This window comes from Tatumella citrea, assembly GCF_002163585.1.
Classification (GTDB): domain Bacteria; phylum Pseudomonadota; class Gammaproteobacteria; order Enterobacterales; family Enterobacteriaceae; genus Tatumella; species Tatumella citrea.
The window spans coordinates 1,786,118-1,809,147 of the sequence record NZ_CP015579.1; the positions used below are offsets into that span (position 1 = coordinate 1,786,118).

Below are 23,030 nucleotides of genomic sequence, written 5' to 3' on the forward strand. Positions count from 1 at the left end.
AACAGATTTGTGAGTTATCACAAAAATAAAATATTTATCTGTTTCTGCATAATTGTTCTCTTCTGCACCCTCCCTCGCCAGCCCACCTTAGAGTGCCATTCACTACTTATGCAAAATAAGTGAATAGTGTAAAGATGTAACCTATTGATTTATTTTGCTATGCATTTTTTTATGCAATATTTTTCTTGGCTGGCACGTTGTCTGCAATCTACAGTAGCTGCCAGCACTGCTGTGCATGCCTATTTTAAAAATAATATTCACATCACAACACAACACACAAAACCGAGGTTGTTATGCAAGCACCGATCACCCGCCAGAACTTCGACCAGTGGATCCTGCCGGTTTATGCCCCTGCAGATTTTATCCCTGTGCGGGCCGCAGGTTCACGGTTATGGGATCAGCAGCAGAAAGAGTACGTTGATTTTGCGGGCGGCATTGCAGTTAACGCACTGGGACATTGTCATCCACAGTTGCAGCAGGCACTGACTGAACAGGCCGCTAAGGTCTGGCATACCGGTAACGGATATACCAATGAACCGGTATTACGGCTGGCAAAACAGTTGATTGATGCCACATTCGCTGACCGGGTATTTTTCTGTAATTCGGGGGCAGAAGCTAATGAGGCTGCGCTAAAGTTGGCGAGAAAATATGCTCATGACCAGGGGAATCCGGGCAAGCGCGGTATTGTTGCATTTAATAATGCCTTCCATGGCCGTACGTTGTTTACGGTGACCGCCGGGGGGCAGCCATCTTATTCCGCAGATTTTGCACCACTGCCACCACAAATCAGTCACGCAGAATTTAATGATCTGAGCTCGGCAACCGCAGCGATTAACGATGATACCTGCGCAGTCATTGTAGAACCTATCCAGGGAGAGGGCGGTGTGATTCCGGCCAGCCGAAGTTTTCTGCAGGGCTTAAGGGAATTATGCGATAAACACGGCGCATTACTGATTTTTGATGAGGTTCAGACCGGTGTCGGGCGTACCGGTGCTTTGTATGCTTATATGAAATACGGCGTGGTTCCGGATGTGATGACCACTGCGAAAGCACTCGGTGGTGGCTTTCCGGTTGGCGCGATGCTGGCTACAGAACGTTGTGCAAAAGTGATGACAGTAGGGACTCACGGCACCACTTATGGTGGCAATCCACTGGCCGCGGCAGTGGCGGACAAAGCATTTTCCCTGATTAATACCCCTGAATTGCTGGAGGGTGTCAGCCAGCGGCATGACTATTTTCGTCAGCGTTTGCAGGAAATCACCGGTGAGCTGGAGATATTTTCTGATATCCGTGGTGAAGGTCTGCTAATGGGTTGCCAGCTGACAGAGCGTTTTCAGGGGAAAGCCAAAGCGATAAGTCAGGCTGCAGCCCGGGAAGGGGTGATGATCCTGATTGCCGGAGCCAGCGTGCTGCGTTTTGCACCGGCACTGAATATCCCGTTTGCTGATATTGATGAAGGGCTGAACCGGTTGCAACGCGCCCTGTGGGCATTTGTTCAGGAGGCCGGATAATGTCAGTGATTCGTCCGGTGAGCCATGATGACCTGCCGGGGCTGATGGCGCTTGCCGGAAAAACCGGCGGCGGTCTGACATCTCTGCCGCAGGATGAGCGTACTTTATCGGAGCGGATAGAGCGTTCACTGAAAACCTGGCGCGGGGAGTGCCCGCCAGCACATCAGGGTTACGTTTTTGTACTGGAGCAGCCAGGCAGCCACCAAATCGCGGGTATTTGTGCGATTGAGGTTGCGGTGGGTCTGGAAGAGCCCTGGTACAATTATCGGGTGGGTTCACAGGTTCATGCTTCCCGCCAGTTAGAGGTCTATAACCATCTGGCTACGCTGTCACTAAGTAATGACCATACCGGTGCCAGTGAGCTATGCACCTTGTTCCTCGATCCCGACCGCAGAGAAAATAAAAATGGCCAGTTGCTGTCAAAATCGCGGCTGTTATTTATGGCGAATTTTCCAAAACTGTTCTCACCCCGTGTAGTTGCCGAGATGCGTGGAGTGAGCGACGAACAGGAACACTCTCCCTTCTGGGACAGTGTAGGCAGACATTTTTTCTCAATGGAATTTAGCCGTGCTGATTTTCTTAGCGGCACTGGTCACAAGGCATTTATCGCCGAGCTGATGCCAAAACATCCGCTATATGTTCATTACCTGTCACCGGAAGCCCGTGCGGTTATCGGCCAGGTACATCCTAATACTGCACCCGCCCGGGCGATGCTGGAAGCGGAAGGTTTTCGCTATCGTAATTATGTCGATATTTTTGACGGCGGGCCGACGCTGGAATGCGATCTTAATGAGATCCGTTCGGTCCGCGACAGCCGGTTAGTTACCACCACTCTTGATAAAGCCAATACTGACGGGCCATTGTGCCTGGTTGCAAATCAGGATTATCAGAATTTCAGGGCGATGCTGATACCGGCTGATCCAACGGCTGAGTCCGTCTCACTTACCACGGCTCAGGCCGAATATTTACAGACAGGCGCTGGTGAACCGTTGCGTATTGTCAGCCTCAGTGCAAAGGAAAACAGTGATGACACTATTAATTAATGGTCAGTGGCAGGAAGGACATGGACCGCTGCTGAGCAAGAATGACCCTGTCAGCGGGCAACCTGTCTGGCAAGGAACGACTGCCCTGCAACAGGATGTGACTGCCGCTTGTCAGGCAGCCACGGCTGCGCTTCGTGACTGGTCGCGCCGCAGTTTTTCTGACCGTCTGGTACTGGTGACAGAGTTTGGCCGACAACTGACAGAAAACAAAGCTGCTCTGGCAGAAGTGATTAGCCGTGAAACGGGAAAACCTCTGTGGGAATCACTCACCGAAGTGACCTCAATGATCAATAAGATCACTATTTCTGAGCAGTCATGGCATCAGCGTACCGGCAACTCGCAACAAGGGGATAACAGCCTGCGTCACCGGCCTCACGGTGTTATGGCAGTTTTTGGGCCATATAATTTTCCCGGACATTTGCCGAACGGGCATATTGTCCCTGCGCTGCTGGCCGGAAATACCGTGGTATTTAAACCCAGCGAACTCACCCCGGCGACAGCACAGCTGACCACAGAGTTGTGGCAGAAAGCGGGCCTGCCTGCCGGGGTCATTAACCTGCTACAGGGAGGAAAGGAGACTGGTCAGGCATTACTGGCAGATCCTTTACTGGCAGGGGTGTTATTTACCGGCAGTGCAGCCACGGGCTACCACATTCATCGCCAGTTTGCCGGTCGTCCGGAAGTGATGCTGGCACTGGAAATGGGTGGTAACAATGCATTGATTGTTGACGATCAAGAACAAACGGACGCGGCCGTAAATCTGACCATCCAGTCGGCCTTTATTAGTGCGGGGCAGCGTTGTACCTGTGCACGCCGTTTACTGGTCAGACGCGGAGAAGCCGGTGACAGATTCCTGGAACGGCTGGCCGAAGTGGCGGGGAAAATTGTCCCTGCGCCGTGGGATGCTACTCCGGCGCCATTTATGGGGGGAGTGATTTCTCCGCATGCTGCTGAGCTTATCTGGCAGCACTGGAACAAATTAACCGCGGAGGGAGCGAAAGTACTGCTGGAAATGCGCTGGCCGGACAAGTCATCTGCGCTGCTTACTCCCGGAATTATTGATATTACAGATCTGCCACCTCAGCCTGACGAGGAAGTCTTTGGCCCATTGCTGAACGTGATTCGTTATGACGATTTTGATCAGGCGATTGTTATGGCAAATCAGACCCGTTACGGCCTGTCCTGCGGGTTGATCTCCCGTGATCGTCAGAAATTCGATCAACTACTGAATGAAGCTCATGCAGGAATCGTTAACTGGAATAAACCCCTGACCGGGGCGGCCAGTAACGCGCCGTTTGGTGGCGTGGGTGCTTCCGGAAACCACCGCCCGGGCGCCTGGTATGCAGCTGACTATTGCGCCTGGCCTATGGCCTCGATGGAAAGCGAGCAACTGGTTCTGCCGGAACAACTCTCTCCCGGCCTTGATTTCTCCACGTCAGATGAATGAGACCTGTATCAGTATGGATATTCAGAAAGCAGAAGCGAATTTTGATGGTCTGGTTGGCCTGACTCACCATTACGCCGGGCTCTCGTTTGGTAATGAAGCCTCGGCACGCAATCAGTTTCAGCCCTCGAACCCGCTTAAAGCGGTGAAACAGGGGCTGGCAAAAATGAAAGCGCTGGCGGACCAGGGATTTGTTCAGGGAGTGATCCCGCCACTTTCCCGGCCGAATGTCGGATTATTGCGGCAACTCGGTTTTTCCGGTAACGACCAACAGGTACTACAAAAAGCATTACAACAGGCGCCGGATTTACTGTCTGCTGCCTGCTCGGCGTCGTCAATGTGGGTGGCAAACTCTTCCACTGTCAGCCCTTCAACAGATACGGCGGACGGAAAGGTACATTTCACGGTTGCCAATCTGAACAATAAACTGCACCGGATGAGCGAAGCCGACGGAACCACCCGGCTGCTGCGGGCAATTTTCTCTGACCCTCAGCACTTTACCGTTCATGAGGCGTTACCGCAGATTGCCTGTTTCGGTGATGAAGGTGCGGCGAACCATAACCGGTTGTGTGCCAGGGACGGTACTTCACCACTGGAACTGTTTGTTTACGGCCGTGATGAGCGTTATCCGGGACAGGGACCGGTTCGTTATCCGGCCAGACAGACATTACAGGCCAGCCAGGCAGTGGCCCGTCTGCATCAGTTGGAGGAGGACAGAACACTGTTTGTGCAACAGACCCCGGCTGTGATCGACCAGGGAGTGTTTCATAATGATGTGATAGCGGTCAGTCATCGTCAGGTGCTGTTTTGTCATGAACTGGCATTTGTTGACCAGCAACAGTTGTTCGGGAAAATTCGTGAACGATTAGCGGATTTTGTTCCGGTGGTGGTTCCGGATAATCGTGTCTCTGTAAGTGATGCAGTAAATACCTACCTGTTTAACAGCCAGTTACTGAGCCGCAGCGATGGCAGCATGACACTGATTTTACCTCAGGAAACAGAGCAGCATCCGGAAGTCTGGCGTTATCTGCAGCAGGTTCTGGCCGAAGATAACCCGATAGCAGAGTTGCAGGTATTTGACCTGCGGGAAAGTATGCGCAACGGTGGTGGTCCTGCCTGCCTGCGTTTAAGAGTGGCGCTTAATGCGCAGGAGTTGCAGGCGGTTAACCCTGCGGTACTGATGAACGACCAGCTGTTTACACGGCTAAACCAGTGGGCCGAAAAGTATTATCGTGATCGGCTGACGGTGGAAGATCTGGCGGATCCTCAGCTACTGAGCGAAAATAACCATGCACTGGATGATTTAACGAAACTGTTAAATCTTGGCAGTGTCTATGAGTTTCAGCGCTAAGTCTCTTGGAATGGAAACAGCCAAATTATGAATGATTATCTGCAACATGTTTTGTCCGGCCAGTCGTCGGATTTATCAGAGGGTAAAAACAAGTTTCTCAGCTGGCGCGAAACCGGCGAGGGTATTCTGGAACTGACGCCGTCCGGCCCTGTTGCAGGTAATTCATTAGTTATTTCGGCAGGGATTCATGGTAACGAAACCGCCCCGGTAGAAATTATTAATCCGATTGTCAGCCAGCTACTGGCAGGAGAACGCCCGCTGACCAGCCGGTTACTGATAATTTATGGTAATCCTGCAGCTCTGCGGGCGGGCAGTCGTTTCACCGACTATGATCTTAACCGGTTGTTTTCCAGTGGCTGGAAGACCATAGCGCCTTGCTACGAGTCACGGCGTGCCAGTGAGTTAGAACAGGCTGTGCAACGTTTTATGGACGGGGCCACAGAGAGCGGCATTTGCTGGCATCTTGATTTGCATACAGCAATTCGTGGATCGTTGTATCAGAAATTTGGAATGCTGCCGGTCAGCCCGCGTCCCTGGAGTGAACCATTTATTGACTGGCTGAATCGTGCCGGTGCCGGGGCTCTGGTTTTTCACCGTTCACCTGGCGGTACATTTACGCATTTCAGCTGCAATACGCTGCAGGCAGAAAGCTGCACGCTGGAGCTCGGCAAGGCACTGCCATTTGGTCGTAATAGCTTGTCGGACTTCACCAGCACGCAACAGGCGCTGTTGGCATTGATTTGCGGTGATACCGCACTGCCAGATGCACCGGCGGTGCCGGCTAAACATTTCCGGGTTGCGCAACAAATCACACGGCTTAGTGATGAGTTCCGGTTGCATATGGCTGACAGTACTCTGAACTTCACTGAGTTTGCTGCCGGAACCCTACTGGCAGAAGACGGTGAACAACAATACCTGGTGGAAAACCCCGGTGGAGAAAGGGTGTTGTTCCCTAATCCGCGGGTGGCCCACGGCCTGCGTGCGGGGCTGATGCTGGTCGAACAGTAATAAGCGTATTATCATGACGTTCCTGCTGCCAGGCCGGAACGTCGTCTTCACATTGCGTACATTATCTGACTACAGGTAACCGCTCTTATCACCTCAGTGTGACTTCATCCATGATTTCTCCATGATCGCTGTGATTTTAGCTTTTTCGTTTTCAGTCATTTACGCAGTTACTGAGTAATTGACGTTGTTGCGGGTAGACTTTATCTCAACGGCGACAGTGTCGTCAGACAATTAAAAACAGTAAGGATAAAGATATGCGTAAACTCACTTCACTGATTCTGGCTTCATCTCTGGCTTTCGGAGCCGCGTCTGTTGTTCATGCCGAAGCCGACAATTTAACACCACTACCGGCAGCCGCGGAGCAACACAAACATCCTCATCATGAAAAAGGCCACCACGGGCCAATGATGTTTAAAGGTCTGAACCTGACAGAGGCTCAGAAACAGCAGATTCGTGAAATTATGAAAGCCAGCCATGATCAGATGCATCGTCCGACCGTTGAACAACGCCGTGCTGCACATGCGATTATTGCATCAGACAGCTTTGACCGTAGTAAAGCCGAAGCTGAAGCAGCTCAGATGACCGCAAATGCGAAAGACAGAGCGCTGCAGAGACTGGAAACGGAAAACAAACTGTATAACGTGTTGACTGCCGATCAGAAAAAGCAATATAACGCCAATTTTGAGAAGCATCTGACAGACAAACCAGGTAAGGGCGAGCATCATCAGCCTCGTAACGCTGACTAAGTTTTAATTCTGCGTTAAACCTATTGAGACCGCCGTTGCGGCTGACGAGTGATAGTACCCGTCAGCCGCTCCGGCGGTTTTACCTTACAGGCATTTTGTCGCCGCTATTTCGGTCAGGCCTTTTTCCAGAAATCATCAAAAACAGTGATAGGTGGCTGACGTTTATGTTCCGTCTTCAGGTACCATCCTTCGATAATCTTAGCGGCTGCCGGGTCGATACTCTGACCTTCAAGATAATCATCAATCTGCTGGTAGGTGACGCCCAGTGCAACTTCATCCTGTAATCCCGGACGGCCATCTTCCAGATCGGCGGTAGGGTGTTTCAGATACAGATGTTCCGGACAGCCCATAGCCTTGAGTAATTGTTTACCCTGACGTTTATTCAGACGGAAAATGGGATTGATATCCGTACCACCATCCCCGTATTTGGTAAAGAATCCGGTGACGGCCTCAGCAGCGTGATCGGTTCCCACCACAACTCCGGCTGTCATGCCGGCAATGCTGTATTGGGTTTTCATTCGTTCGCGGGCTTTATCATTACCCCGCACAAAATCAGACAACACAATACCGGCATCTTTTAACGCCGCTTCGCTGGCTAATACCGCCTGACGAATATTCACTGTCAGAGACCGGTCGGGTTGAATGAACGCCAGTGCATCCTGACAATCCTGTTCATCAGCCTGATTACCGTAGGGCAGGCGCACAGCGATAAAACAGTAATGGTTATTACCTGTCTCTGCGCGCAATTCAGAAATTGCAGTCTGGCAGAGTTTACCTGTCAGTGTTGAGTCCTGCCCGCCGCTAATGCCTAACACCAGACTTTTTAGTCCCGGATAGGTTTTCATATAGGCTTTGAGGAAATCTACACTGGTGCGGATTTCCTGCTGAACATCAATCACCGGTTTGACACCCAGTGCCCGGATAATTTCCTGTTGTAATGCCATACAAGTTTCCTCAGCTCAAAAGCGGCCTTTCAGACCGCCGTGTCACAACATCAAAAATTCAGATAAGTTTACTCTGCCAGGCTGGCCGACGCAGCAACGGCAATTATTTTGTCTGCGGTACAGGTCTCTTAGCCACAAAGATAAACATCAGTATGGCCAGCACAAAACAACCAAAGATAGTGGCGGTCATACTAAACACCGATGTTCCGCCAATACCGGTTACCGGAACACTTAGCGATCCTAAGGTAAACATAGTTACACCAATCACGGCAGAAGCACTCCCGGCCCGTTTCCCCTGGCTTTGCATGGCCAGCGATGATGCAGTGGTAGAGATAACTGCGTTACTGGCAATACTAAAGAACAGGGCCAGCAGGACAATCGCTAAAGGCGCGTGGCTAAGCCCGGCAATAAACAGGCACAGAGATGCCACAAAAGCCAGTATCAGACCACCTTTCAGAACGGAGTATTCCCCAAAATGGCGGCTTAGCCGGGCACTGGTTTGTGATGCAATAATCAGTCCAAGACCATTAAGCGCAAAACACAGGCTGAATGTTTGTGGAGTCATTCCGTAGAGCTGTTGCAGAACAAAAGGTGAGGACCCGATATAGGCAAACATACCCGCCATCATAAAGCCCTGGGTAAGACAGAAACCCATAAATGACCGATGGGTAATGACCTGACCTAACGCCGCCCAGGCTGAGAGTATAGACCCCTGGCTGCGGCGCTCGTGGGCCAGAGATTCATGAATTCGTAACCGGGAAAGAATGAACAGCAGTACCGAAACACCTGCCAGCACCATAAAAATACCTCTCCAGTTCATGATGCTCATCAGTGAGCCACCAATTACCGGCGCTGCGATTGGCGCTACACCATTCACCAGCATCAGCAGTGCAAAGAATTTTGTCAGTTCATGTCCCTGATACATGTCACGGGCAATGGCGCGCGATAACACGGCACCACCAGCACCTCCCAGCCCCTGCAGCAGCCTTGCCACCAGTAACTGATCGATATTCTGTGCCAGTGAGCAGCCAATGGAAGCCAGAAAAAGTACCAGCAGTGACAGGGCAAGCGGACCGGTACGTCCATATTTATCGCTCATCGGACCGAACAGTAATTGTCCGAGGCCGAGCCCGAGCAGACCGGCAGTGAGGCTTAGCTGAGCGATAGCGGTGCTGATATGTAAGGATCCTGCGAGCTGTGGTAAAGCCGGAAGATACAAATCAATGCACAGTGGACCCAGACCAGCCATCAGGCCGAGGGTAATAGCAAATGCGATGCGATGGGGGGGAGCTTTGGACATTTTTCCTCTGAAAGTAAACCCGCTAATAATAACGTGAGAAAGTTATAAGGTTGAAAACTAATATGTTTATTCTTTTTTGTAGCACCGGAGCCTTCACCACCGGGCTTTACAGGCTGTGAGAATATCGGTTTATAAATCATCCGTCCATTCTAACCATTTGTTTTATCATGATTAGCGGCTACACTTAAAGGATATCCACTGAAGATTACAGAGGATATTTCTTGTGTATTACAATTACAGTGAGGTAAATAATGCATAAAATCACCGGATTTCTGGCTGCCGGTCTGGCTCTGGCGGTGCTTTCTGGCTGTACTACCTATCACCAGGCAGAAAGTTATGTCACCCAGCCTGTCGTAAAAGATGTAAAAAAAGGCATGACCCGTGAACAGGTTCGTCAGATAGGCGGCCGTCCGGCGTCTCAGATCACGATGATCCATGCCCGTGGTACCTGTGATACCTACATTATTGGTGAAAGTAACGGCAAGCCACTGACTTATTTTGTCAGCTTTAATGATACCGGACACGTTATGAACTACGGTTTCCAGAGCTGCGCCGAATATGATACAGACCCACAGGCCCCTCAGAGCTGATTATCTGTAACAAATGCGCGTAACAAAAAGGCCAGCATTGCTGGCCTTTTCTGTTTTACAGTCCGGCAGGGCGCGGAACCTCAATGTATTCGCCATTAATATCGCGCTGATAGTAATGACCGGCCTGCACATAATAACGTTTGCCGCCGTAATCCAGTACCCGGGTACTTTGTGGTGAGCTCTGTGGAGGCGGATTCACTGCCACATATTCGTTCCCCTGACGCTGGTAGTACTGCCCGTTCAGCAGGTAATAGGTGAGGCCACCAATCAGAACACCCGTGGCAAGGTCAGGCAGGAAACTACCGCGACCACCCCATCCCGGGCCACCACCACCCCAACCCGGACCACCGCCACCCCAGCCCGGACCACCGCCACCCCAGCCCGGATGGGCCATGGCAACACCGGGAAGAACCAGGCTTAATGCCAGCAAAGGCGCGATAACTTTTTTCATCTTTCATCTCCAACTATTGCATGGTGAAGTTATAGCGTTGCCGTGTAAAAACTCAAGTGCCGGGGCTCTGAATTTTCCTCCAATTACACTACTTAACGCTTTCTTAACGGCCCGTCACGCTCTGTTAAAGCTGAACTTATAACTGCTGGTTTAAACAGCGATGAATAACGCCTGTACTTGCTTTCGGCAGGCTGGAGACTGGTCAGTCAGAGACGCCAGACTACGGTTACTGCAAGGACAGACTGATTTGTTTTTGCCATGATACGGCCGTCGTATAGAGTTGCCTGCCGGTAGTATTGATAAACTGTTTAGTCAGCTGACCTGGTAAGCAAACTGCGCACATTACCAGTGATATGCAGAATAGCCGTTCCAGTTGGTTATTTTTTTGAGAGTAGAGCAGCGGCAGGCAGAAGCGCCAGCGACAAGGCCATAGCAAGGGCACACCGGCTGGCGTCAGCATATCGGCCACAATATGACTCAGGTAGCCGAGAATCATCCCTTGCATCACATCGGCCGGTAGCCACAATACTTCCGGAAATTTAATCCGCAGCAGCCAGATGCCACCAACAATCGCAATCAGGCTATGGGTAAATCCCCGATGGCCAAATGCTCTGGCAATCGGTTTAGAAATCCAGCGTAATCGTTGGCCGAGCAAAGAACCCGGGTGATCGATATCCGGCAGCAGACAGGTCAGTAATGTGGCCGGAATCAGATGCCACCAGTCAGCCGCAGCGATCACCGGAGTTAATGCGCTACGTTTGGCGATGATTGCGCTGGCAAACGCGAAAAGGATGTGGCCTTCGGCCGTCATGATATACCTGCAACTACCCATAAACTGTCAATGCATACAGTATAGGTATTTATACAGTTAAAGTATATGTGACGCTGTAACAATTATTATCGCAGACAGGCAGAGGAATGCAGCGGGAAGAGCTATCTTCCCGCCCGGGGATTATGGCTGAGTCGGAACTCCAAGTAAGGCAGGGGTCAAATTGTTAAGCGAATCGAGACGAGCTGTAGCCAGGCTCCATACCGGCAGTGCAGCTTCACTGGCGGCAGGCACTACCAGTACCCGCATTCTGGCCGCTTTAGCAGCGACCATCCCATTCAGAGAATCCTCCAGTGCGACACAGTGCAACGGGTTGACGTTGAGTTCGCTGGCGGCATTTAGGTAAACCTGAGGATGAGGTTTGCTGTAAGGTAAGTCTTCAGCAGATACCACCACGTTGAAAAAGTGACGGATTGAGAACAACTCCAGCACCATTTCAATCAGAGATAAGGGCGAAGCGGACGCCAGACCTATTTTCAGGCCCAGGGAATGGCAAAGCGTAAGCGCTTCACGAACTCCCGGCATCAGTGGCTTTTGCTGTTCGATAAGCTCTGCAACCCGTGCAAAAATTTGATCCGCGACCTGTTGCTCCGAAAGATGGGTCACCTGGCAGGCTTCGAACCACATGCTGACAACCTGATCGATACGAAGTCCGGTGGTTTCAGGAAAACTGTCCCGCAGGCTGATATCCAGTCCGGCGGTAGAAAAAATCTCTAATTCAGCTTGCTGCCAGAACGGCTCGGTATCAATCAGCAGTCCGTCCATATCAAATATTGCTGCTTTTACCGGGCGTTGATAAGCCATATATCCTCCATTAGATTAAATCAGCACGTGAGGCCGCGACACCCTATTATAAGTGTCCGGGTTGAGGAAAAATTCGTCAGCGACAGCTATTGTAACAGGATAAAACAGGAAAAATAGTCAAGGCACAGGTAGACTTGTACCATAAAACCCGCTTCAGGAGAGAGCATGAATTACCAACAGACAGGCCGGATAGCGATAGCCAAAAAAATTGCCGGCTGGGTACTCTTTATTCCGGCTGTAATATCCACCGTGGTATCGGTGCTTAATTTTCTGTTCATTCACAGTGACAAGCAGCCGGGTATTGATGCCGTACTATCCGATTTCCTGCATGTCATGATTGATATGATTAAATTTAATACTCATTTCCTGGATATGTTCTGGAACAACTCTCCGGTACCGGAGTTCCATACCCAGCCAAATGTGATGTTCTGGATAATTTATGCGGTGATTTTTATTGGTCTGGCATTGCAGGCATCCGGAGCACGGATGTGGCGTCAGTCGCGTTTCCTGAAGGAGAATATTGAAGATCAGTTAATCATTGAACAGGCTAAGGAGACTGGCGGCCTGACGCGTCAACAATTGACTGAAAAGTATCAGGCTCATAACCACTCCATTTTCCGTCAGTATTTCCCGTTGTATGTGCTGCCGATCATTATTATTGTGATTGGCTATTTTATCCTGCGAATCACAGGCTTGCTCTACGTTTAAGCCTTATACGTATCTGCGCAACAGAGCATTGATCGTCTGTTGTGCAGCTTCCCGCCAGGGGTCACCAAAGGCACAGGCCCGGTTCAAAAGGTAGTAAAGGCGATAGGCAGGTTGTCGCTGCTGATAGCCTTCCGGAAAAGGCGTTTCCGCCTGATAACTGCTAATCAGTTCCTGAGTCAGCAAATTATCGGGTTCCCACAATGCCAGATCACACTCTCTGTCTCCCCAGTAACAGGCCGGATTAAACAACCACGGACTGCTATGTGCTTCGGCGCAGTGCCCTGGCCACAAATCTCCGTGGAGCAATGAAGGCGCAGGGTGGTGATTCTCCAGACAGCGCTCAATACAGGCGACGATTTTCTCCGTATCCCCAAAATGAAGTCCTTTCTCTGCGGCAATCTGTAACTGCCAGCCAATACGCTGTTCAGAAAAGAACGATGCCCAGCGTTGCTGCCAGTTATTTGGCTGAGGTGACAGTGTCACAGAGTTGTCAAAATCCAGACCGAATTTGGGCTGTTCACTCCATTGATGCAGCTGAGAAAGTTGCTTACCCAGCAGCACAGCGGAGTTGACTGATAAGGGGGCGGGGGGAAGATATTCAAGGATCAGGAAGCTCTGGTGCCTGGAAGTGCCGGTACCATACACTTTGGGTACCCTGACACAATCGGTTCGTTGCAGGAGCTCCAGCTGGTCAGCTTCTTCGATAAAAGCGGTGAGCATCGCCTCGTGATTCGATTTCACAAAGTAATGTTTATCACCGCATATCAGCTGCCAGGACTGGTTAACTTCGCCACCATGACACTGATGATAGTGGGATATTCCTGCAAAATCCTGTTGTTGCTGTTCTAACAGTCGAGTAATGGCTGACCACATGGAGTTGTCCTCACTTTTCGCTGTGTGGTCAAATTGTAACCTGTGTCAGGCAATGAATTCCAGCCGTAATAACCTGATTTGCGATCTACCGTAGGTAACAGGGATTTTATTGCATTGCGGCCACCTGAAATCATTCGCCGGCTATGATTAAAACTCATTAATTCCGGCTAAAAGATAAGCATTACGACTGAAATTAACAAAGCCCTTACCGATGAAATATTTAGAAACATTCCGCTGGCTGTTTTATGTAATTTTTCTTCCTATTTTTTTTTTCGGGCATATGATACGCAGCGTTGTTCAGATTGATCTGAATAACGTTAAGGCCTGTCACTTTTTTTTGACAATCAATGTCAACTAATGGTTTTTTACAAAAGGCAGGCTTAAAGCATTTAATGCTGTTTGGAAGTATTCGGGCTTAGCTTTTAACAACGTCGTCGCTACAGGTCTTATTAATGAAAGTTTTCAATAAAATTTCTACAGCATTACTGCTGACTGCAGGGGTTTTGGGGCATCAGGCTTTTGCAGATAACTCCGTTTTTACGTCCATGGATGATCCTTCAACCGCTAAAAAACCGTTTGTCGGAACCGCGGCGGCAGGTTACCTGGCTCAGACAGGGAACACCACCAGTTCCTCACTGACTGCTCAGACTAATATGACCTGGTATAAGTCTGATATGGCGTACAGTCTTTGGGGTAATGCGTCTAACACCTCTTCTGATGATCAACGTTCATCCGAGACATATACCATTGGTGGACGTACCCGTTATAACCTGAACAGCAGTGATTACCTGTTTGGTCAGGCCAGCTGGTTAAGCGACCGTTTTAACGGTTACAGAAGTCGTGACACACTGGCTACCGGTTATGGTCGTCAGATTCTTAACGGGCCTGTGCATTCACTGCGTGTTGAATTCGGTCCGGGTGTACGTTATGACGAGTACCAGGGCGGAGGCCATGCGACCAAAGCCCTGGCTTATGGTGCTATGAGTTATCAGTACCAACTGACTGACACGACCAAATTTATTCAGGGTGTCTCTGCGCTGAGTACCTTAGGTGATGATACTACTCTGAACTCCGAAACCGGGATCCAGGTGGCTATCAATACTGATTTTTCTCTGAAAGTGGCGTATGACGTGACCTGGAACAATACTCCGCCAGCCAGTGCACCGGATCATACCGATACCAAAACTACCGTTATGCTGAGCTACAATATGTAATAACGGACTAACCGCAGCGCTGCATAGCAGTGTCATGGTTAACAGAAACAGGCTCCCTTAGTCGCCAGCGAACTTCATCTCGCACAGGCCGTACAGAAAGGGGGCCTGTTTTTTTTTCCGGCTAATTCACCTTGCACAAATCAACGCGCAGTAAAAAGATTAAGTTCCGGAGTTAAGGAGGACAGTATTTAAGCTGCAACAGAGCAAGCGTGGAAGAGTAAGCCGGGCAGTATGGGAGTAAAGCATTGAATACGGTTGCCGGATGATTTTCCGACAACCGTTCTTATACAGAAGGGCAGTAATTTTCAGACCGCAGAGCGGCAAAAATTAACCGTTTGCCTGTTGTTGCTGTTGCTGTTTTTGTTGAGCTGCTTTCTCGGCTGCCGCTTTTTTCGCCATATGATGGCCGATAACACAGCCAGATACTGCGCCAAGCACTGCATGGTGGTGGGCCATATGACCAGCCACGCCGCCTACAACTGCACCTTTAATACAACCGGCTGCCATAGCAGCCTGAGACATCACTAATGCGCTGGCCAGAGCCAGTGTAACTACGTACTTTTTCATTAAAAAACTCTCCTGCAATAACTGATCAAAGAGTAGCACCAGCCTTGACGATTGCTATGACAGTTTTTATTAATTTCATAGAGTAATTGTTTCAGAACGGAAACTTTGTAACCTGCAGATAACTCTGTTGCGAAACTGTAATCATTCTGCATCATTGATTCGGTTATGCTGGTGCTGTTGTAGGCTGGCGTGGAAGACCGCTCGTTGTGTTAACCTTTTGTTCAGGCGGAGGTTGTTATTTCAGCGGCCATCCACTAATCTGGATAACGTATACGATGGGTGGCGATTAGCTGCCTGCTATCGGTTGCAGCAACCTGGTGATTTTTGGTTTGTTACCGCACAGTCTGTTATTCAAAGCTGATGTGCAGAAAGGTTGTTGCAGGGAACCGGCAGGGGATAATGTGACCATTTTCCCGCCTGTCCGGACTGCCACAGGGAAATGTGACCAGGTGAGTTATCACCTGGTTTGCGGAACAATAAATTACGTCAGATTCAGAGGCAAACAGAGTTGAAATTGAAAGCAGATATTCCTGATATTGGTTCAACGCCTTCCGCGTCAGTCATTATTGCTAAATATTTACGGGAAGCCATCATCTCCGGAGAGATGAGTGAAAATGAACCTATCCGCCAGGATGTCATTGCCGGATTATTTAATGTCAGCAAAATACCGGTTCGTGAAGCGCTAAAACTGCTTGAGGCGGAAGGGCTGGTAATTTTCTATCGTAACCGGGGGGCGGTGGTGGCGACCATTACTGAACCTGAACTGGCGCAGATGTTTGAAGTCAGGGTGTTACTGGAATCTAAGCTGATGCAGCTTGCTGTAGCACAAATGACAGATGGTCACATTGTCCGAATCAGTGATGCCTGTGACCGCTTTATTGCAGAACAGGACCCCAGTCGTTGGGCTGAACTAAACTGGGATATCCATGCAGCCTTCTATGCAGCAGCTAATCGTCCTTTTATGATGGACATGCTACGTTCAATCCACGATAAAATTGAGCGTTATATGCGTCTGCAATTGACGGTAGCTGAAGGTCTGACAAATGCTGATATTGAGCACCGTGCAATTCTGGCAGCCTGCAAACACAGGGATGCAGATAAGGCTGTTGAACTGATGAAACAGCACATTATTGGTGTCTGTCGCGATCTCTACGCTCATCTTCCGGGGTTTACCGGCTTTGATGATGAAGTCAGCTAATTTCTGTCATCTGCCAGTGGTTTCGACCGCTGGTTTGTTTTCTGTTGGGTGATTTCCTCAGACTTTTCGGTGAGTTCAATCTTCACATCCTGATGAACACGGCAGGCAGAGTCTTGCAAACTCCGGTTGTCAGCAAACAAACTGCACTATCTCTCCTATGGATTAGGTAGCTGAATTTACTGTTAGCTGTTTCATCTTTCGCAGTACTTTAACGCTGATTCAGCAACATCGCAGACAGTGGAAACAAACTCGCCGCCAACTTTAGACTCAACGGACATTTCATTACGTAATGCCCTCTACCATAGCAACTCCTGTAGCTGAAGAGAGAAGATAAACTGTGCTAAACAGAATGGCAATTGCCGGGTTATTGCTGGTGGTTTCATTCAGCGGAATTGCAGAGGGTATTCATCCTCAGCCGCTAAAGAATGACAAGGGAGCGATGGCTCATTACCGGATAATTGATACTTCAGAACGTGCGGATGAACACATCAGTGAGAAAGTACCAGAGTTGGTAGCTAAACGCTGAAAAATAGTCTATTGGAATAAGTCCTCGTAAGGTGCGAGGGCTTTTTCATATTTGTGAATTGATTTACCGTAATTTGATAAATCTGGTGATGTAAGGTCGAATTTTAAAAAATATCTGTTGTGATTTTCCCGAAAAAGACAGTAACTCTGACAGCATAACAGGCGCCATTTTCCTGTGAGACTGCAATTTGTATTTTTGTCAGAAATTTTATTATAAAAAGCTATCAATTAACCTTTATGGCGCTTATGATGAATGGCATTCCCCGACAAATGGAAATTGCGATAGCTAATTTATATAGATATATCGCGTCAAAATTGCAGGAGAAAAGGAAAAGTCATTCTGAAAGAAATAATCATATTTTAGAACTCGTTGACCTCGGGAACAAAATTTTTGTTTCATATGAAAGCCTTTTAACCTCTCCTTCCGAAGCTGTTAATTATTCAGCTTTCATCAGCGATTTTAGATACGACGACTACGAGTCTGTAAACCTGTATGGCTTGCCGGTCGGTGCCGACAGGCATTTGCACTTCAACATTATCACGGCCCATAAAACGGTGCATGATAAGCTCGATTTTTTTGGTGTTAAGGTGGAAATATTTAAAGAGTCAGATGACTTTTTTTGTCTCTTTAGGTGTCGAAAATTGTGTGGTTTTTGAATTTCCTGTCACTAAGGCTGAAGAGTATCTGATAAAAATGTCATTAGTCATCGGGCAGTTTGTCAGCCAAATGAATAAAGAAAGAGTCCTCATTTGATTTTTTGGGGCTGGTTCTATTTCAGCCTTTTAATCATTACTGTCTGAAGGGTATCGGCTGATCACTTTTTTCTGAAATTGTGAGCGAAACCTTAATTATTTAAATTTCCTGAAAATAATTTTTGAGGTTGTTTTGTTCTCCGGGGGATTCGTTTTCTTGATTGAACATTTTTCCTGTTCCTGACATTTAATTTTATCCCCGGGGATTTAAATATCAGACCTAAAAAACGACTTTTTTTCTTCCCCCAAAATGGCATATCACCGTAAAACCGGCCGGTTAAATCGAAAAAAACCGAATAGTAACCGGATAACTGAACCCGCTACTTGTGGCGGAAAAGTTTGCGAAACAGGATTACACTGCCGGTGGACCGGTGAGTCCGTGGCAGTATCAGGACCCCCGCTCAGGTGAAGGATGTGGTTAAGTTGGTACAGAAGAGCTTTTGACTTCCAAAGAGTTATCTCCGTTTGCTGAAATGATTTTAAAGCGAATCTCTCCCTTTTCGTACCAGCCATTAACATGTAACATTACTGCTGTTGCTTCCGTTTTAAGGTAACAGGGATAATGTTTTGTGTACCCGTTGGTGTACCAAATCCTAAAAACATCAATCGGAAAGTGATGTAAGTTTTTGAATTTAAATTAAAATCAATCTTTGTATGTAGCCTTTCGTGTGGGTTACCACTGCAATTAAGGATATGAAATGCCAGTTATTACTCTTCCTGATGGAAGTCAGCGTTCTTATGACCATGCGGTCAGTGTAATGGATATTGCGCAGGATATTGGTCCTGGTCTGGCGAAAGCCTGTATCGCAGGTCGGGTGAATGGTGAACTGGTTGACGCCGTCGATCCGATTACCGACGATGCAACTGTTGCCATTATTACCGCCAAAGATGAAGCGGGTATCGAAATTATTCGCCACTCCTGTGCTCACCTGTTAGGTCATGCAATCAAGCAACTGTGGCCAGATACCAAAATGGCTATCGGTCCGGTGATTGACCACGGTTTCTATTATGATGTCGATATGGATCATACCCTGACCCAGGAAGATCTGGAACTGCTTGAAAAGCGGATGCATCAACTGGCAGAAACCAATTACGACGTGATTAAAAAGAAAGTCAGCTGGCAGGAAGCGCGTGACACTTTCGAATCACGCGGAGAAGGCTACAAGATAGCGATTCTCGATGAAAATATCAGCCATGATGACCGGCCAGGCCTGTACCATCATGAAGAATATATCGACATGTGCCGTGGACCGCACGTGCCGAATATGCGTTTCTGTCACCATTTCAAACTGCAGAAAACTTCGGGTGCTTACTGGCGTGGTGACAGCAATAATAAAATGCTGCAACGTATCTACGGTACTGCATGGGCTGATAAAAAGCAGCTGGCAGCCTATCTGAAGCGTCTGGAAGAAGCGGCTAAACGTGACCACCGCAAAATCGGAAAACAGCTCGACCTGTACCATATGCAGGAAGAAGCTCCTGGTATGGTGTTCTGGCATAACGATGGCTGGACTATCTTCCGTGAACTGGAAGTCTTTGTTCGTACCAAGCTGAAAGAGTACCAGTACCAGGAAGTGAAAGGTCCGTTTATGATGGACCGTGTTCTGTGGGAAAAAACAGGGCACTGGGAAAACTACAAAGAAGCGATGTTCACCACTTCCTCGGAAAACCGTGAATATTGCATCAAGCCGATGAACTGTCCGGGCCATGTACAGATCTTTAATCAGGGTCTGAAATCATACCGTGATTTGCCACTGCGAATGGCTGAATTTGGTAGCTGTCACCGTAATGAGCCGTCTGGTGCGTTGCACGGGCTGATGCGTGTGCGTGGCTTTACTCAGGATGACGCGCATATCTTCTGTACTGAAGAGCAAATTCTGGATGAAGTGAACAGCTGTATCCGGATGATCTACGATATGTATGGTACATTTGGCTTCGAAAAAATCGTGGTTAAATTATCTACCCGTCCGGAAAAACGTATCGGCAGCGAAGATTTATGGGATCGCGCTGAGCAAAATCTGGCCGAAGCTTTGAATTCAAATAACATCGAATTTGAATATCAGCCAGGTGAAGGGGCATTTTATGGCCCGAAAATTGAATTTACTTTATATGATTGTCTGGATCGTGCGTGGCAGTGTGGTACAGTACAGCTCGATTTTTCTCTGCCATCACGTCTTGATGCCACTTATGTGGGCGAAAACAACGATCGCCAGACTCCGGTAATGATTCACCGGGCAATTCTGGGTTCGATGGAACGCTTTATTGGTATACTGACTGAAGAATATGCGGGCTTCTTCCCAAGCTGGCTGGCACCATTACAAGTGGTATTAATGAATATCACCGACAGCCAGGCAGATTATGTCAACGAATTAACCCAAAAATTACAAAAAGCGGGCATTCGTGTAAAAGCAGACTTGAGAAACGAGAAGATAGGCTTTAAAATCCGCGAACACACATTACGTCGTGTCCCCTATATGTTAGTCTGCGGTGAAAAAGAAGTGGAAGCCGGCAAAGTTGCTGTGCGTACCCGCCGTGGCGTTGACTTAGGTTCTATGGACGTCGATGTATTTATAGATAAGCTGCAGCAAGAAATACGCAGCAGACATCTTCATCAATTGGAGGAGTAAGGTATTAAAGGCGGAAAACGAGTACAACCAACGCGTCCGAATCGTATCAACGGCGAAATCCGTGCCACTGAAGTACGTCTGACGGGTGTTGACGGTGAGCAGTTAGGCATTGTCAGTCTGCGTGAAGCTTTAGAAAAATCTGAAGAAGCAGGCGTGGATTTAGTTGAAATCAGCCCTAACGCCGAGCCGCCGGTTTGCCGAATTATGGATTACGGCAAATTCCTCTATGAAAAAAGCAAATCTTCTAAGGAACAGAAGAAAAAGCAAAAAATTGTCCAGGTTAAGGAAATTAAATTCCGTCCTGGTACAGATGAAGGCGACTATCAGGTCAAACTACGCAACCTGGTTCGTTTTCTCGAAGAGGGCGATAAAGCTAAAATCACTCTGCGTTTTCGTGGACGTGAGATGGCGCACCAACAGATCGGTATGGAAGTGCTTAACCGCGTGAAAGACGATCTGGCTGAACTGGCAGTTGTAGAATCCTTTCCAACAAGGATCGAAGGCCGCCAGATGATCATGGTGCTCGCACCTAAGAAGAAGCAGTAGGCTTTCAAGTCATCCTTCTGTCCGGCCGGTAATGGCAGGGCGGAAGGATGCGCCTGCTGATTCATTTTATTAACAATGCGAAGTGGATATTTTAAAAAATGCCAAAGATTAAAACTGTACGTGGAGCGGCTAAACGCTTCAAGAAGACCGCTTCTGGCGGCTTCAAGCGTAAACGCGCTAACCTGCGTCATATTCTGACTAAAAAGTCTACTAAGCGTAAACGTCACCTGCGCCCTAAAGGCATGGTTTCTAAAGGCGATCTGGGTCTGGTTGTTGCCTGCCTGCCGTACGCATAAGTTAACTTTTTTTTTCACAGAATATAAAACAGGAGAGCTATTATGGCTCGTGTAAAACGTGGTGTAATTGCCCGCGCACGTCACAAAAAAATCTTAAAACAAGCTAAAGGTTACTACGGTGCACGTTCACGTGTTTATCGTGTTGCCTTCCAGGCCGTTATCAAAGCTGGTCAGTACGCATACCGCGACCGTCGTCAACGTAAGCGTCAGTTCCGCCAGCTGTGGATTGCACGTATCAACGCTGCAGCCCGTCAGAATGGTCTGTCTTACAGCCGTTTCATCAATGGCCTGAAAAAAGCCTCAATTGAAATCGACCGTAAGATTCTGGCTGACATCGCAGTATTCGACAAAGTAGCATTTGCTGCTTTAGTTGAAAAAGCGAAATCAGTTCTGGCATAAGTCAGATAAAAAAGGGAGCTTGCTCCCTTTTTTATTATCTCTGATAAATACTAACTATTTGACTTCAATCTGCTATTATAGCGTTCCAGTGATTAATTCTGACAAAACAAAGGTAACGCAAGAATGAACCCTGCTATTTTCCGTTTCTTTTTTTACTTTAGCACCTGATCCCGGGGGCTTTTGCGCAGCAGAAAAGAAACGAAAAATCGCGCTGAAAGCCTCCCTGGTGGAGGCTTTGTTGTTTCTGGCGAACACTATCAGGGCTCCGGTCCACACAAGAACAGAACACCAGACTAACTGAGAAGAAGAGGAAAACATGTCCCAACTCGCAGATTTAGTTGCCCGCGCCCGGGCCGCTATAGACGAGGCGACGGATATCGCCACCCTGGATGCTGTACGCGTCGAATACCTGGGTAAAAAAGGCCATCTGACTCTGCAGATGACGACACTCCGTGAGTTACCTGCTGAAGACCGTCCTGCAGCCGGTGCTGTAATCAATGAAGCCAAACAGCAGGTTCAGGAACTGTTAAACACCCGTAAACAGACCCTTGAATCCGCGGCGCTGAATGCGCGGCTGTCTGCAGAGACGATTGATGTCTCTCTGCCAGGCCGTCGGATTGAGAACGGCGGGTTACATCCTGTCACCCGTACCATTGACCGTATTGAAAGCTTTTTTGGTGAGCTGGGCTTTAGCACTGTCACTGGTCCGGAAATCGAAGATGCCTATTACAACTTCGATGCGCTGAATATTCCGGCCCATCACCCGGCCCGTGCTGATCACGATACTTTCTGGTTTGATGCTCAGCGTTTGTTGCGTACCCAGACTTCCGGTATGCAGATCCGCACCATGGAAAAGAGCGCACCGCCAATTCGTATCATCGTGCCTGGACGTGTTTATCGTAATGATTACGACCAGACACACACTCCAATGTTCCATCAGATGGAAGGGCTGCTGGTCGATAAGAACATCAGCTTTACTAACCTGAAAGGCACGCTGCACGATTTCCTGAACAACTTCTTTGAAGAAGATTTGCAGATCCGTTTCCGTCCTTCTTATTTCCCGTTTACTGAACCTTCAGCAGAAGTCGATGTTATGGGTAAAAATGGTAAATGGCTGGAAGTGTTGGGCTGCGGGATGGTTCACCCGAACGTATTACGTAACGTAGGTATTGATCCTGAAGTTTATTCCGGATTTGCCTTCGGTATGGGTATGGAGCGTCTGACCATGCTGCGCTATGGCGTTTCAGATTTACGTGCATTCTTCGAAAACGATCTGCGTTTTCTCAAACAGTTTAAATAAGGG

The 23,030-nt window shown here is 48.5% G+C and carries 25 protein-coding genes and 1 other annotated feature; of the genes, 18 read left to right on the forward strand and 7 right to left on the reverse strand.

The genetic code is table 11. From position 1 onward, the window contains the following. The first annotated feature begins 293 nt into the window (after positions 1-293). From A7K98_RS08530 to spy, 6 genes are all read left to right on the forward strand, one after another. Entirely contained in the window at positions 294-1,511 is a 1,218-nt protein-coding gene (locus A7K98_RS08530) for an aspartate aminotransferase family protein (RefSeq protein ID WP_087488165.1), read from the forward strand. Beyond that, a complete protein-coding gene (astA, locus tag A7K98_RS08535) occupies positions 1,511-2,554 on the forward strand; it encodes an arginine N-succinyltransferase (protein WP_087488166.1) in 1,044 nt (347 codons plus the stop codon). Before A7K98_RS08530 ends, astA begins: the two co-directional genes overlap by 1 nt. Then, positions 2,538-4,001 (forward strand): succinylglutamate-semialdehyde dehydrogenase, encoded by a 1,464-nt coding sequence (gene astD, locus A7K98_RS08540; protein ID WP_087488167.1) that lies wholly within the window; start codon positions 2,538-2,540, stop codon positions 3,999-4,001. The genes astA and astD overlap by 17 nt, the downstream gene beginning before the upstream one ends. A gap of 19 nt (positions 4,002-4,020) precedes the next feature. Further along, positions 4,021-5,349, forward strand: a complete 1,329-nt coding sequence (astB, locus tag A7K98_RS08545) for an N-succinylarginine dihydrolase (RefSeq protein WP_087490429.1) — start codon at positions 4,021-4,023, stop codon at positions 5,347-5,349. A 27-nt stretch (positions 5,350-5,376) separates the two neighbouring features. Further along, positions 5,377-6,357 (forward strand): succinylglutamate desuccinylase, encoded by a 981-nt coding sequence (gene astE, locus A7K98_RS08550; RefSeq protein ID WP_087488168.1) that lies wholly within the window; start codon positions 5,377-5,379, stop codon positions 6,355-6,357. A 254-nt stretch (positions 6,358-6,611) separates the two neighbouring features. After that, positions 6,612-7,103, forward strand: a complete 492-nt coding sequence (gene spy / locus A7K98_RS08555; protein ID WP_087488169.1) for an ATP-independent periplasmic protein-refolding chaperone Spy — start codon at positions 6,612-6,614, stop codon at positions 7,101-7,103. Positions 7,104-7,216: 113 nt separating this feature from the next. Here spy and nadE read toward each other — a convergent pair whose 3' ends face one another. Both nadE and A7K98_RS08565 read right to left on the reverse strand, forming a co-directional pair. Next, positions 7,217-8,047 (reverse strand): ammonia-dependent NAD(+) synthetase, encoded by an 831-nt coding sequence (gene nadE / locus A7K98_RS08560; protein WP_087488170.1) that lies wholly within the window; start codon positions 8,045-8,047, stop codon positions 7,217-7,219. A 103-nt stretch (positions 8,048-8,150) separates the two neighbouring features. Beyond that, positions 8,151-9,347 carry a multidrug effflux MFS transporter gene (locus tag A7K98_RS08565; protein WP_087488171.1) on the reverse strand — a complete coding sequence of 399 codons (1,197 nt, stop codon included), beginning with the start codon at positions 9,345-9,347 and terminating at the stop codon, positions 8,151-8,153. Positions 9,348-9,598: 251 nt separating this feature from the next. On the opposite strand from A7K98_RS08565, the gene osmE reads away from it, so the two are divergent. Next, positions 9,599-9,937: an osmotically-inducible lipoprotein OsmE gene (gene osmE, locus A7K98_RS08570; protein ID WP_087488172.1), complete on the forward strand. Its 339-nt coding sequence runs from the start codon at positions 9,599-9,601 to the stop codon at positions 9,935-9,937. Positions 9,938-9,992: 55 nt separating this feature from the next. Here osmE and A7K98_RS08575 read toward each other — a convergent pair whose 3' ends face one another. The 3 genes from A7K98_RS08575 to hxpB all read right to left on the reverse strand — a co-directional run bounded on the left by A7K98_RS08575 (position 9,993) and on the right by hxpB (position 12,021). Then, complete coding sequence (locus A7K98_RS08575) at positions 9,993-10,388, reverse strand: DUF6515 family protein (RefSeq protein WP_087488173.1); 396 nt, start codon at positions 10,386-10,388, stop codon at positions 9,993-9,995. A 226-nt stretch (positions 10,389-10,614) separates the two neighbouring features. Next, entirely contained in the window at positions 10,615-11,199 is a 585-nt protein-coding gene (locus A7K98_RS08580) for a metal-dependent hydrolase (RefSeq protein WP_087488174.1), read from the reverse strand. A gap of 141 nt (positions 11,200-11,340) precedes the next feature. Further along, on the reverse strand, positions 11,341-12,021 hold the full coding sequence (gene hxpB / locus A7K98_RS08585; RefSeq protein WP_087488175.1) for a hexitol phosphatase HxpB: 681 nt from the start codon (positions 12,019-12,021) through the stop codon (positions 11,341-11,343). A gap of 165 nt (positions 12,022-12,186) precedes the next feature. On the opposite strand from hxpB, the gene A7K98_RS08590 reads away from it, so the two are divergent. Next, a complete protein-coding gene (locus A7K98_RS08590) occupies positions 12,187-12,729 on the forward strand; it encodes a YniB family protein (protein ID WP_087488176.1) in 543 nt (180 codons plus the stop codon). Positions 12,730-12,732: 3 nt separating this feature from the next. On the opposite strand, the gene A7K98_RS08595 is transcribed toward A7K98_RS08590, so the two are convergent. Further along, entirely contained in the window at positions 12,733-13,602 is an 870-nt protein-coding gene (locus A7K98_RS08595) for a fructosamine kinase family protein (RefSeq protein ID WP_087488177.1), read from the reverse strand. 452 nt (positions 13,603-14,054) lie between these two features. Here A7K98_RS08595 and A7K98_RS08600 point away from each other — a divergent pair, with 452 nt between their 5' ends. Then, positions 14,055-14,816, forward strand: coding sequence for a DUF481 domain-containing protein (locus A7K98_RS08600; RefSeq protein WP_087488178.1), 762 nt, complete (start codon positions 14,055-14,057; stop codon positions 14,814-14,816). A 327-nt stretch (positions 14,817-15,143) separates the two neighbouring features. Here the strand turns inward: A7K98_RS08600 and A7K98_RS08605 are convergent, their stop codons facing one another. Next, positions 15,144-15,383, reverse strand: coding sequence for a hypothetical protein (locus tag A7K98_RS08605; RefSeq protein ID WP_087488179.1), 240 nt, complete (start codon positions 15,381-15,383; stop codon positions 15,144-15,146). 508 nt (positions 15,384-15,891) lie between these two features. Here A7K98_RS08605 and A7K98_RS08610 point away from each other — a divergent pair. The 9 genes from A7K98_RS08610 (at position 15,892) to pheS (ending at position 23,027) form a co-directional block, all read left to right on the forward strand. Beyond that, positions 15,892-16,581, forward strand: a complete 690-nt coding sequence (locus tag A7K98_RS08610) for a GntR family transcriptional regulator (protein ID WP_087490430.1) — start codon at positions 15,892-15,894, stop codon at positions 16,579-16,581. Between the two features lie 337 nt (positions 16,582-16,918). After that, the gene (locus A7K98_RS21300) at positions 16,919-17,107 is read left to right on the forward strand and encodes a hypothetical protein (protein ID WP_157665910.1); all 189 of its coding nucleotides are present in this window, start codon (positions 16,919-16,921) and stop codon (positions 17,105-17,107) included. 245 nt (positions 17,108-17,352) lie between these two features. Beyond that, positions 17,353-17,763 (forward strand): hypothetical protein, encoded by a 411-nt coding sequence (locus A7K98_RS08615; RefSeq protein ID WP_157665912.1) that lies wholly within the window; start codon positions 17,353-17,355, stop codon positions 17,761-17,763. A gap of 794 nt (positions 17,764-18,557) precedes the next feature. Next, positions 18,558-20,486, forward strand: coding sequence for a threonine--tRNA ligase (thrS, locus tag A7K98_RS08620; protein ID WP_087488181.1), 1,929 nt, complete (start codon positions 18,558-18,560; stop codon positions 20,484-20,486). A 3-nt stretch (positions 20,487-20,489) separates the two neighbouring features. Continuing rightward, a complete protein-coding gene (gene infC / locus A7K98_RS08625) occupies positions 20,490-21,032 on the forward strand; it encodes a translation initiation factor IF-3 (protein WP_087488182.1) in 543 nt (180 codons plus the stop codon). Positions 21,033-21,130: 98 nt separating this feature from the next. Beyond that, positions 21,131-21,328 carry a 50S ribosomal protein L35 gene (gene rpmI / locus A7K98_RS08630; RefSeq protein ID WP_011146889.1) on the forward strand — a complete coding sequence of 66 codons (198 nt, stop codon included), beginning with the start codon at positions 21,131-21,133 and terminating at the stop codon, positions 21,326-21,328. 42 nt (positions 21,329-21,370) lie between these two features. Continuing rightward, positions 21,371-21,727, forward strand: coding sequence for a 50S ribosomal protein L20 (rplT, locus tag A7K98_RS08635; protein ID WP_038020526.1), 357 nt, complete (start codon positions 21,371-21,373; stop codon positions 21,725-21,727). Positions 21,728-21,845: 118 nt separating this feature from the next. Further along, positions 21,846-21,970, forward strand: a sequence feature (Phe leader region). Continuing rightward, positions 21,851-21,895: a pheST operon leader peptide PheM gene (pheM, locus tag A7K98_RS21305; protein WP_156994596.1), complete on the forward strand. Its 45-nt coding sequence runs from the start codon at positions 21,851-21,853 to the stop codon at positions 21,893-21,895. It overlaps the preceding feature by 45 nt. A 73-nt stretch (positions 21,971-22,043) precedes the next feature. Continuing rightward, positions 22,044-23,027 carry a phenylalanine--tRNA ligase subunit alpha gene (pheS, locus tag A7K98_RS08645; RefSeq protein WP_087488184.1) on the forward strand — a complete coding sequence of 328 codons (984 nt, stop codon included), beginning with the start codon at positions 22,044-22,046 and terminating at the stop codon, positions 23,025-23,027. Positions 23,028-23,030: the final 3 nt, after the last annotated feature.